The sequence below is a fragment of the Actinophytocola sp. genome (assembly GCF_035634895.1).
GTDB lineage: Bacteria > Actinomycetota > Actinomycetes > Mycobacteriales > Pseudonocardiaceae > Actinophytocola.
The window spans coordinates 1-10,597 of the sequence record NZ_DASQCC010000045.1 but is presented as its reverse complement, the minus strand read 5'-3'; the positions used below and the strand labels follow the sequence as shown (position 1 = coordinate 10,597).

Here is a 10,597-nt window from a genome sequence, read left to right as displayed (position 1 = left end):
CCCCCGTCCCTCGGTGGCCGCCGTGATCGCCAGCGACTGGGCCAGCTGTGCCTCCTCCGGCGCGAACCGCTCGGCCGGAGTCCTGGTCATGTCCACCATCGGATGGCGGATCGCGATGCCGTCCTGGCCCAGCCGGCGCAGCTCCGCGACGACCCCGGCGGGCGGGGTCAGCGCGAACACCGCCTCGGCCGCCGCGTTGTCGCTGATGGCGAGGCTCAGGTAGAGCAGGTCGTCGAGCGCCACCGTGGCCGGATGCCGGAACCTGCTCAGCCCCACCGGCCCCGGTGCGGCGACCTGGCCGGGCCGGACGACGACCGGCGCGGCCGGGTCCAGCTCACCGCGCGCGACGCGTTCCAGCGTCGCGATCGCGAGCGGCACCTTGACCAGCGACGCGATCGGGAACTCGATGTCCGGGTCGATGCCCAGCTCCTCGCCGGTGTCGAGGTCGCGGACGAGGAACGAGCCACGCAGGCCGCCGTCGTCCAGCGCCTCCCGTAGCTCACGCGGAGTCACCGGTCCCCCAGACACTGGCCGATCGCGGTGGCCAGGGTGGTCCGGATCCGCAGGGCGTCCTCACGCACCCCCGCCGCCGCCGCGTAGCCGCGGGCCAGGTCCAGGCCGCCGATAGGGCGCCAGTGCAGGCCCAGCTCGTCGGCCTGTGCGCGGGAGCAGAGCAGGAGGTCGGTCGAGGACAGCACCTCGGCCGTCGCGGTGACCAGCGACGCCGCGACCACCTGCGCGGGCTGGAGGCCGACGGCGTCGCGCAGCCGGGTGACCTGGTCGCGGACGTGCGGGACGTCGTCCTCGGGCTGGAGCCAGACCCGTCGCCGCGTCAGGTCGCCGCGGCTCGTACGCAGCGTCTCCAGGTGGATGACGGCGGCACGCGGCTCGGCGCGCAGGGCGAGGCCCAGCGTCGTGCGCCAGGTGCCGCGGTCGGGTGCCACGGCGACGAGCGCGGCGCGGACCTCCAGGGTGCGGACCAGCTCGGCGCGCTCGCCGGGATCGGCCGGGTGCGGGTCGAGGTTCAGGCCGTGCCGGCGTCCCTCGGCGACCAGCTCGGCCAGGTCCCGCGGCGGGCAGACCGCGGGGACCGCCAGCCGGAAGGGCCGCAGCTTGGCGCGTTCGGCGTCGTGCGCCATGGCCTCGGCCAGCTCGACGAGCCGGCGCGCGGACGGCAGCATGGCGCGGCCGAACGGCGTCAGCGTGACGCTGCGGGAGGTCCGGTCGAGCAGGCGGGCGCCGAAGTGCTCCTCGAGCGCGGCCACCCGCCGGCTCGCGACGGACTGCGGGATGCGCGCGGCCGCCGCCCCGACGGTGAAGCTGCCGTGCCCGCTGACGGCCGCGAACGCCTTGCAGGCCGCCACGACGTCCATGTATGCCAACCTAGCATCGATGACGTGGTTCGCGTCTTGGACAGCATCGACGGCCGCTGCCACGCTCGGCCTCATGGTCGAGCGCACGCACTCCTGGAGGGAATCATGACCATTGGCAGGCGCCTGTTCCTCGGCACCGCCGCCGGCGCGGCGCTGGCCACCGGAACCCCCGCCGCCGCCACGCCGAAGCGCCGTGGCACCGGTCCGGGCGCGACGTTCAGCTGGCTGGGCACCGCCGGCTGGCGGATCGACGTCGGCACGAAGACCGTGCTGGTGGACCCCTACCTGAGCCGGTACCGGACGGGGCTGTTCGAGCCGCCGTTCGACCCCGGCACCCGGCTGACGGTCGACCGGGCCCGCATCGCCGACCATCCCGGCAGGCCCGAGACGATCCTGGTGACGCACACGCACTGGGACCACTTCAACGACGTGCCGTACATCGCGGACCAGTCCGGCGCGCGGGTGTTCGGCACGCTGACGGCCTACCACCTCGGGCTGGCCTACGGTCTGCCGTCGAACCGGCTCAGCCCGGTCAAGGGCGGCGAGGTGCTGGACTTCGGCGACTACGTGGTCGAGGTGGTCGCGTCCCTGCACAGCAGGAACTCGTCGTACTCGATGGCGTTCCCCGGCGTCCACGTGGCGAGGCCCGCCAAGCCGGCGACCATCGCGGACCTGCCGGAGGGCGACACGCTCGCCTACCAGGTGACCGTGCGGGGCGGGCCGTCCGTGTTCTTCATGGGCGCCAGCGACTTCGTCGCCCGCGGCCTGACCGGGCTGGCCCCGGACGTCGCGATGATCGCGGTGCCGGCGACCGACGCCGTCCACGACTACGTGCCGCGACTGCTGTCCGCGTTGGACCGGCCGGCCACCGTCGTCCCGGTGCACTGGGACAACTTCGAGGTCGAGCTGCGGAACCCGCCGACCGTCGGGCCGCGGGACCAGGAGCGGCTCGACCTGTTCCTCGACGCCGTGCGGAGGTTCGCGCCACGCACCCGGATCGTGCGGCCGGAGTACCTCACGCCGTACACGTTCGCGTGAGTCACTCCCAGGACTGCGTCCAGGCCGGGTTCAGCTGGTGGTAGATCATCTCGTCGGAGAAGCCGGTCTCGCCCGCGGGGAAGTACTCCGGGAGGGTCGCCACGTGGGTGAAGCCGGCCTTCTCCGCGACGTACCGGGACGCGCCGTTGGACACCGCGACACCCAGGCCCAGCAGGCGAAGGCCGAGGCCGCCGTCGTCCTTGTGCCGGAACGACCACTCGACCACCATGCGCAGCGCCTCGGTGACCACGCCCATGCCGCGCCGCGACGGGTGTATCGAGTACCCCGCCTCGGCCGACGTCGGGTCCATGCCGCCCACGTGGAACAGCTGGATCTGCCCGATGAACTCGTCGGTGCCGCGGTCGGCGATCGTCCAGTCGAAACGCTCGCCCTTGGCGTTGAACTCGCGGGCGCGGTGGACGACGTACTCCATGCTCGGCACCTGGAACAGCCCCGACCCGCGGCCGGCGTAGCGCCGGCTGCGGTCGTCGGCCAGCAGCTCGCCGTAGCGGACGTCGTCGTCCTCGCGGTGTGGGCGCAGGCGCAGGCGTTCGGACTCCAGCACCGGCGGGTCGTTCCACCGGTGCTTGGGCTCCCGGGTGTCCTCCGCCCGCAGCGAGCCCTGCCAGGCGTCCCGGCGCTCGCCGCGCTGTGACAGGAACTTCGGGATCGTGCCGTGGAACGTGAAGCCGTTCGCCCAGGCCACCCGCCACGACGAGAAGTTGCCGACATAGGCGAACCACATCACCACCTCGACCTCCGGCTGCTGGAAGCCCCAGTCCAGCAGCAGCTTCACGGCGCGGCTACAGACGCCCTGCCCGCGCACGGCCGGGTGCAGGCCGAACGCGATCTCCGCGAGGCCGTAACCCATGGGACGCAACGCGACCGAGCCCGCGAACCGGCGGCGGCCGTCCGGGTGGGTCGCCTCGATCGCGAAGCACAGCTCCCGGCGCGCACGCCAGCCGTCCGGCACCTCCCCGGTGATGAAGGACTCGGCCGCCGAACGGCCGTAGGGCACCGGCACGGTCGTCCACCGGACCGACTCGGGGTCGACACACTGCTCGACCATGCCGTCCACGTCGGACAGTTCGGGTGCGCGGAGGGTGACCAGGCCATCGCTCAGCACAGGAGGGTCGCTCACCACACCATCTTCGACGGCCGCCACCTCGACACGCAATGCATATTGTTAGGGATGCCTTACCTGAATTGAATTCAGATAGGCTTGCCTAAACTGTCGAGAAATTGCCGATAATCGACATTCGACGTATTATCCAATTCATGAAGAAGAACGGCAACCTCACCAAGTTCCACTCGCTGTTACAGGAGCAGGTGCGGCACGAGTTCACCGCGTCGCAGCAGTACATCGCCCTCGCCGTGTGGTTCGACGGGCAGGACCTGCCGCAGCTCGCCAAGCACTTCTACCGCCAGTCGGTCGAAGAGCGAAACCACGCGATGATGATCGTTCGCTACCTTCTGGACAACGACATCCAGCCGCCCATTACCGGTGTCGACGCGATCCGCAACGATTTCGCCGCGGCGGAGGAACTGGTCGAGCTGGCGCTCCGGCAGGAGCGCGAGGTCAGCGACGAGATCGCCAAGCTGGCCAGGGTCGCCCGCGACGAGGACGACTACAAGGGCGAGCAGTTCATGCAGTGGTTCCTCAAGGAGCAGGTCGAGGAGGTCGCCCAGATGACCACCCTGCTCAACGTGGTTCGGCGGGCCGCGGGCAACCTGTTCGACGTGGAGACCTTCCTCGCCCGGGAGTCCGTCGGCGACGACGGCGACGACGCACTCGCCCCGCACGCGGCCGGCGGCGCGCTCTAGTGTCACGCGCCGGAAATGCGGTGACTAAGTCGGTGGATCCAGGTTTCTGCTGGCAAGACGCCTGATTTCCGTCGCGGGACACTGGTTCACCAGCAGGTCGAGTCGGTGTACGCCAGGCTGACCGAGGTGACCGTCCCGCTGGGGACGCCCAGGCGGAAGACGGCCGCGGCGTTGCCCGGCACCGGCACGGTCGCCTCACCCTTTCCGGTGACCTGCTGCTCGTCGATGTCGGGATAGACGGTCCTGACCTGCTCGATCGTCCACCCGGGACCGACACCCTGCGGGGTCTGTGCCGGGGCGGCGGAGATCTCCCGCACGGTGGCGGAGACGTAGACGAAACCGGCGACCCGGTCGTCGGAGACGAGCTGGTACTCGTCACAGCCGCCGGCGGTGTGCGAGGTGACGTCGCCCAGCATGCCGGTGGCCTTGGCCTCGTCCAGGGTCTGTCCCAGCCTGACCTCGCGGAGCCCGGTCGGGCCGAGCACCGTGTAGTTGAGCTTCGGCGGGGCGGGCTTGCTCAGGTCGGTCTTCTCCGTGGTCGGCTTGGGCGGGGGCGTCGTCGTGGTCGTGCCGTCCACCGCCCGCGCCTGTGCCGTCGACGGCGCGGGCAGCGACGTGACCGCCACCGACGACGACGCCGGCGGCCGGGCCGCGGTGGAGGTCGCGAGTGGCACGGCGCCCGGCGTGCCGCCGGCCAGGACGAAGCCGGCGGCGACCGCCGCCGCGACGCCGAGCGCGCCACTCGCGGTGGCCGCCATGACCCGTCGCCTGCGCACCCAGCGGGCGCCGGTCACGATGATCTGCTCGGCGTCGGCCCTGACCGGCACGGCCAGCCGGTCACTGGCGAACAGTTCACGCAGGTCGGCGTCGATGTCGGTGTCGGTGTCGGTCTCCGTGTTCGTGTCGTCGTCGAGGTGGTCCATCAGGCACCTCCTCGGACCGGTGCGCCGAGCCTGCCTCGCAGGGTCGCCATGGCCTTGCTGGCCTGGCTCTTGACGGTGCCGCGGCTGACCCCCAGGACAGCCGCGATCTCCGCCTCGGACATCTCCTCGTAGTAGCGCAGGACCAGTACCGCCCTCTGACGCGGCGGAAGCCCACGCAGTGCCTCCCACAACGGCTCGTTCTCGAACGGGTCGTCGCGGGGGGTGTCCGGGGTGTCGGGGAACTGGGCGAGGAGGCTCTCCCTCTTCGACCGCCGCCACCGGCTGACGTGCGTGTTGGCCATGGCCCTCCGGGCGTAGGCGACCGGGTCCCCGGTCCCGCGCACGATCGTCTGCCACCGTGCCCCGATCCGCTCGAGCACGGTCTGGACGAGATCGGCCGCGTCGTGCGGGTTGCCCGTCAGCATGTGTCCATACCTCAGCAACCCCGGCAATGCCTGTCGCACGAACTCGGCGAAATCCTCCACGGCGGCGGCCCCTCTTCCCCCGACCAGATGATGTGCCTCCCTTCCGCGGTGACCCTCCGCCACCGTCAGTCGAGTACACACATGCGAGACGTCGGAGGTTGCCTCGGCGTTGCGTGCGGCCGGTGATTGTTCGCCGGCGGTTGTCACACACATGCCGAAGGGCCCCTCCGCGTGGAGGGGCCCTTCGTTTCGTCGTGCTAGCGGATGGTCACCTGGCGGCCGATGAGGCCGTCGCGGGCACGGCGTTCCTCGCCGGTCAGCGGGTCCTTCTCCAGGGACGCCAGCGCCTCGTCCAGCCGTGCGCCGAGCTCCTCGGCCGGCTTCGTCCACTCCCGCGCGTGCTGCTCGCGGTCCAGGTCCCACACGGGGACCAGCACACCGTGGGCACGGAACGAGCCCGCGAACCGCGAGCCCTCGCCGAGGCCCAGGTCGCCACGGGCAGACAGCCGGGCCAGCGCGAGCAGGAGCTGCTCCTCCGGCTCGGGACGGACCCAGCGCAGGTGCGCGCGGTCCCCCGCGTCGACCCAGTACGCGGCCGGGCCGATGCGTTCCGTCGGCATGATGGCCTCGTTCGCCCGCTCCAGGGACAGGGCGACCTCGCCGGTCGGCTCCTCGCCCTCGGGCAGCCACCAGGAGAAGTCGGTGTGGAGGGTCGGCTCCAGCGCGGCCTTCACGTCGATCATGTCCTGCAGGCGCTCGCGGTCGTCGCCCTCCTCGGTCTCCGGGCCGACCACGCCGAGCACGTCGCCCGGCTTGGCCTCCAGGACCCAGCGCAGAGCGCGGGCCACGTCGCGGCTGACGTCACTCGACCGGGTCTGGACCTGCAGTCCCACGAACGCACTGCCGTCGACGCGGACCAGGCCGGCCGCGGCCATCGGCAGGACCGTGGCCAGGGTGACCGTGCGGTCGGTGTCCACCGAGAGGGCGAGCGGCGCGGTCGCCGACGGGACGAACTCGCGGAGCGCGATGAGCTCGCACTCGCCCGCGACACCCTCGAACGGACGACCCACCGGCACCTCGATCGGGCCACCGGACAGGCCGTGGCACGCCTTGTACCGCTTGCCGGAACCACACGGGCACGCCTGCCTCGGGTTGATCCCGTCGGCGGTCGTCTTGCTCTTCACGGCGGAACGCTTGGCCATGGCCCGAGACGCTACCGGTTGAGCACGGCGCGGGTGGCGGCCGGGGAGTTGGTCGCCAGGAAGCGAACCGCCAACTTGGCGCACAGGTCGACGTCCGCCTCCTCGTCCACGGTCCAGACGTACGTGTCGTGTCCGTTCGACCTGGCGCGTTCCACGTACTCCGGGTCCGTGCGCAGGATGTGCACGCCGGGGCCCGTGTAGTCGGCGTACGGCGGCAGCGTGCCGTCCCAGCGGGTCATGGTCAGCTGGTCCAGCAGCAACACCGTCGGCAGGGTGTCGGTGTGCCCCCTGACCCGGCGGACCGCACGCGACGAGAACGACATCATCACGACCGCCGAGTCCTCCTTGGACCTCGGGCGGGACATGCCGTAGCGGCGCAGCATCGCCACCAGCTTGGCCTCGACCAGGCCGCCGTAGCGGACCGGGTGCTTGGTCTCGATGAACAGCTTGACGCGCGGGTGCGCCTCGACCAGGTCCAGCAGCGACTCCAGGGTCAGCACCCCGCGCTCGGACTCCTCGGGCGGCCGGAGCACCAGGTCGTCGGCGCTTTCCGGCAGTCCCGGGTACCAGCTGCCGTAGTCCAGCTCCCGCAGCCGATCCAGGGTCAGGGTGGAGACGACGCCCCGGCCGGTGGACGTGCGGTTGACGGTGCGGTCATGCACGCAGACAAGGTGTCCGTCGCGGGACAGGCGTACGTCGCATTCGAGGCCGTCCGCGCCCTGTTCGATGGCCAGCGCGTAGGCGGCGACCGTGTGCTCGGCGCGGTGTGCGGACGCACCCCGGTGCGCGACAACGTCGGGCTGCACGGCGTGGATGATCGCACAGTTACCGTGGCCCCATGGTGTTCGACCCACTCGACCCGATCCTGCTCGCCGACCCGTACCCCGTGTTCGGCGCGTTGCGCTCCGCCGGCCCGGTGCACTGGCACGAGGGCATGGGGCTGGCCGTCGCGGTGTCGCACGCGGCGTGCTCGGAGGTCCTGCGGGACCGGTCGGCCGGCCGGATCTGGCGGGACAGGGAGCCGGCGTCGTCGTTCACCGCGTTCAACCTGCTGCACCAGAACTCGCTGCTGGAGAGCGAGCCGCCCCGGCACACCCGGCTGCGGCGGCTGGTCTCGACGGCGTTCGCGCGTGGGCACACCGAGCGGCTGCGGCCGTCGGTGCGGCGGATCGCGGGCTCGCTCGTGTCGTCGCTGGCCTCGGCCATCGCCGCGGACGGCTCGGCCGACCTGCTCACGCACGTCGCCGAGCCACTGCCGGTGGAGGTCATCGCGGAGCTGCTCGCGGTGCCCGTCCCCGACCGGCCGCGGTTGCGGCCGTGGTCGAACTCGATCGTGAAGATGTACGAGTACGGGCTGCCCGCACCGGCCGCCGCGGCGGCCGAGGTGGCGGCGCAGGAGTTCGTCGACTACCTGCGGTGGCTGGCCGCGCAACGTTCCGTGTCACCGGGGGACGACCTGATCAGCGACCTGGTGGCCGTGCGGGACGGCACCGACCGGCTGACGGACGACGAGCTCGTGGGGACGGCCGTGCTCCTGCTGATGGCCGGTCACGAGGCGACGGTGAACGTGGTCGGCAACGGAATGCTGGCACTGCTGACCCACCGGGACGAGTGGACACGGCTCGTCGGCGACCCGTCGCTGCTGCCGACGGCGACCGAGGAGCTGATCCGGTACGACGCGCCGCTGCAGCTGTTCGAGCGGACCGCCACGGCGCGGACGACGGTCGCCGGGTACGAGTTGGCGCCCGGGGACCGGATCGCGGCGCTGCTGGGCGCGGCGGCGCGGGACCCGCTCGTGTTCCCGTCCCCGGACCGGCTGGACGTCGGCCGGTCGCCGAACGCGCATCTGGGGTTCGGCGCCGGGATCCACTACTGCGTCGGCGCGCCGCTGGCACGGGTGGAGATCGCGGCGGCGCTGGAGGCGTTGGGGGCGCGGCTGCCCGAGCTGCGGCTGGCGGGCGAGCCGGAGCGCAGGCCGGAGTTCGTGATCCGCGGCCTGCGGACGCTGCCGGTCACCGCCTAGAGGAGTCCGGCCTCGCGATGCGCAGCGGCGGTTCCGGGGCGCCTTCGACGCGCAGGACACGCAGGTAGCGGACGGTCGCCGGGTCGATGGGGGCGAGGAGCGTGGCAAGGCGGCGGATCATCAGTGCCGTCAGGACCGCGGTCGCTGCGGCGGCCAGGTCGGTCAGCCCGCTCAGGAGCACGCCGTCCGCGTGGGCCTGGACCGAGTCGCGGAAGCGCCACACGACGGTGAGCCCGAACAGCAGGCCGGCCGCGGCCCACACCGCCCACCAGACCCGGACCGGTTTGGTCGGGCGCGGGCGCTCGTCGGCCGGGCGTCGGAGGACCTGGTGTTCCAGCTCGGCCAGGATCACGCCGGCCATGGCCAGGTTCACGCCCGGGACCAGCAGGTACACCAGTGTCTGCCAGTCGGGCCGGGCCGGGCGCTGGTCGACGAGGTCCGCGGCGGCGTGGCGGGCCAGGTGCAGCCACCACAGCGTCACGACCACGGTCACGATGCCGAACAGCACGCCCAGCAGACCCGCGATCGTCACCAGCACGTCCGAGGCGCCGACGACGCCGGACGGCAGCGCGCCGGTGCGGCTCCGCAGCAGGAGGACGTACCGCCACACCTCGCCGGCCGCGGCGAAGATCGACAGCCCGGCGAGCATCCACATCATGGCCGACGCATGGCCGGCCACCGCGCGGACGCGCTCGACCGTGACCGGCTGCTCGGTGGTGGCGCCGGGAACGGTCGTCGGCCAGCGCCAGGCCAGCGCCGGGTAGCCCCAGTGCGGCGGCGTGGAGTAGGCGGGCGGGCCGAAGTACGGCAGCCTCCGGCGCGCGCGGGGGCGACGCGCGACGCCCGGGGGCACCGTCGCCGTCCACCGCTGGCGCTGCATGTCAGATGACCGTCGGCGCGCCGTTGTCGCTGGTCATGGGCCGGCCGGCCGCCTGCCAGGACTGCATGCCGCCAGCGACGTTCTTGGCGTCCCAGCCGTTGGCGTTGAGGAAGGCGGTGACGCGCGCCGACCGTCCGCCGCTGCGGCACACGACGTAGACCTCGTCGTCCGCCGGCAGGTCGCTCAACCGGGCGGCGAGGTCGCCCATCGGGATGTGCAGTGCCTCCGGGGCATGACCGGCGGTCCACTCGTCCGGCTCACGCACGTCGAGCAGCGTCACGCCCTCGGGCAAGTCAGCCGGTAGGTCCGGCACGTTCACGGTGGGCACCTGCTGTGGGATCACAGGACGATGCTGCCATGTCCACCCGTAGGGCGCGTGTGAGTCACCCCAGCTTCTCGCCCAACCGCTCCGCGAGGGCCGCCAGCTGTTCCCCGGTGACGGGCAACGCGCCGTCGCCGGTGCCGACCGAGGTGATCAGGTAGTCGAGTCCGTCCGGCCGGAGGAGATGTGCCTGTTGGAGCGGACCCATCGGGCTCTCGTGCGTGACCGGGTAGACCTGCAGCACGGTTCCGTCGGCCAGGGCGTGCCGGCGCAACGGCTCGCAGTGGCCGTACCTGGCGGCCCACCAGTCCGCCGCCTGCCGTGGTGTGCCGCCGTGCCGGCTCACCACGAGCTGGACCTCGGCGCCGCCGAGGTCGAAGACGATGGTGCCCCGCGGTCCGTACAGCTCCGTCGTGGTGAAGTCCCAGTCCGAGGAGGTCGTCGTCGGCGCCGTCCCGAGGACCGCCGCGGCCGTTTCGACGAACGCCTGGTTCACGGCCGCTTCGGGCGGCAGTGGGATGTCCGCCTCGGCCGGCCCGTGCTTCGGCAGGTCCGGGCAGTCGCCCCCGACGCGTCGGGGGGTGACC

At 72.2% G+C, this 10,597-nt stretch carries 13 protein-coding genes; 3 read left to right on the top strand and 10 right to left on the bottom strand.

Translation table 11 applies throughout. The features are described 5' to 3' along the window. Both VET29_RS07080 and VET29_RS07075 read right to left on the bottom strand, forming a co-directional pair. A partial coding sequence (locus VET29_RS07080; RefSeq protein ID WP_324916246.1) for a serine hydrolase occupies positions 1–513 on the bottom strand: 513 nt, incomplete at its 3' end. Next, positions 510–1,373, bottom strand: a complete 864-nt coding sequence (locus VET29_RS07075) for a LysR family transcriptional regulator (protein ID WP_324916243.1) — start codon at positions 1,371–1,373, stop codon at positions 510–512. The genes VET29_RS07080 and VET29_RS07075, both read right to left, overlap by 4 nt. Positions 1,374–1,478: 105 nt before the next feature. On the opposite strand from VET29_RS07075, the gene VET29_RS07070 reads away from it, so the two are divergent. Beyond that, entirely contained in the window at positions 1,479–2,411 is a 933-nt protein-coding gene (locus VET29_RS07070) for an MBL fold metallo-hydrolase (protein ID WP_324916240.1), read from the top strand. Position 2,412: 1 nt separating this feature from the next. Here the strand turns inward: VET29_RS07070 and VET29_RS07065 are convergent, their stop codons facing one another. Continuing rightward, entirely contained in the window at positions 2,413–3,552 is a 1,140-nt protein-coding gene (locus VET29_RS07065; protein WP_324916237.1) for a GNAT family N-acetyltransferase, read from the bottom strand. A 137-nt stretch (positions 3,553–3,689) separates the two neighbouring features. Between VET29_RS07065 and VET29_RS07060 the strand changes: the two genes are divergently transcribed. Beyond that, positions 3,690–4,235, top strand: a complete 546-nt coding sequence (locus VET29_RS07060) for a ferritin (RefSeq protein ID WP_324916234.1) — start codon at positions 3,690–3,692, stop codon at positions 4,233–4,235. Between the two features lie 86 nt (positions 4,236–4,321). Here the strand turns inward: VET29_RS07060 and VET29_RS07055 are convergent, their stop codons facing one another. The 4 genes from VET29_RS07055 to VET29_RS07040 form a co-directional block, all read right to left on the bottom strand. Next, positions 4,322–5,158, bottom strand: coding sequence for a hypothetical protein (locus VET29_RS07055; RefSeq protein ID WP_324916231.1), 837 nt, complete (start codon positions 5,156–5,158; stop codon positions 4,322–4,324). Further along, positions 5,158–5,643 carry a SigE family RNA polymerase sigma factor gene (locus VET29_RS07050; RefSeq protein ID WP_414636454.1) on the bottom strand — a complete coding sequence of 162 codons (486 nt, stop codon included), beginning with the start codon at positions 5,641–5,643 and terminating at the stop codon, positions 5,158–5,160. Before VET29_RS07050 ends, VET29_RS07055 begins: the two co-directional genes overlap by 1 nt. A 197-nt stretch (positions 5,644–5,840) precedes the next feature. After that, positions 5,841–6,785, bottom strand: a complete 945-nt coding sequence (locus tag VET29_RS07045; RefSeq protein WP_324916228.1) for a DUF5926 family protein — start codon at positions 6,783–6,785, stop codon at positions 5,841–5,843. A gap of 11 nt (positions 6,786–6,796) precedes the next feature. Beyond that, entirely contained in the window at positions 6,797–7,591 is a 795-nt protein-coding gene (locus tag VET29_RS07040) for a glycerophosphodiester phosphodiesterase (protein ID WP_324916225.1), read from the bottom strand. Positions 7,592–7,623: 32 nt separating this feature from the next. On the opposite strand from VET29_RS07040, the gene VET29_RS07035 reads away from it, so the two are divergent. Further along, on the top strand, positions 7,624–8,808 hold the full coding sequence (locus VET29_RS07035; protein WP_324916222.1) for a cytochrome P450: 1,185 nt from the start codon (positions 7,624–7,626) through the stop codon (positions 8,806–8,808). On the opposite strand, the gene VET29_RS07030 is transcribed toward VET29_RS07035, so the two are convergent. The 3 genes from VET29_RS07030 to VET29_RS07020 all read right to left on the bottom strand — a co-directional run. Continuing rightward, the gene (locus tag VET29_RS07030) at positions 8,798–9,688 is read right to left on the bottom strand and encodes a DUF4328 domain-containing protein (protein ID WP_324916219.1); all 891 of its coding nucleotides are present in this window, start codon (positions 9,686–9,688) and stop codon (positions 8,798–8,800) included. The genes VET29_RS07035 and VET29_RS07030 overlap by 11 nt on opposite strands. Position 9,689: 1 nt before the next feature. Then, positions 9,690–10,028: a rhodanese-like domain-containing protein gene (locus tag VET29_RS07025; RefSeq protein WP_324916249.1), complete on the bottom strand. Its 339-nt coding sequence runs from the start codon at positions 10,026–10,028 to the stop codon at positions 9,690–9,692. A gap of 43 nt (positions 10,029–10,071) precedes the next feature. Next, the coding region (locus VET29_RS07020; protein WP_324916216.1) for a hypothetical protein at positions 10,072–10,597 on the bottom strand (526 nt) is incomplete at its 5' end.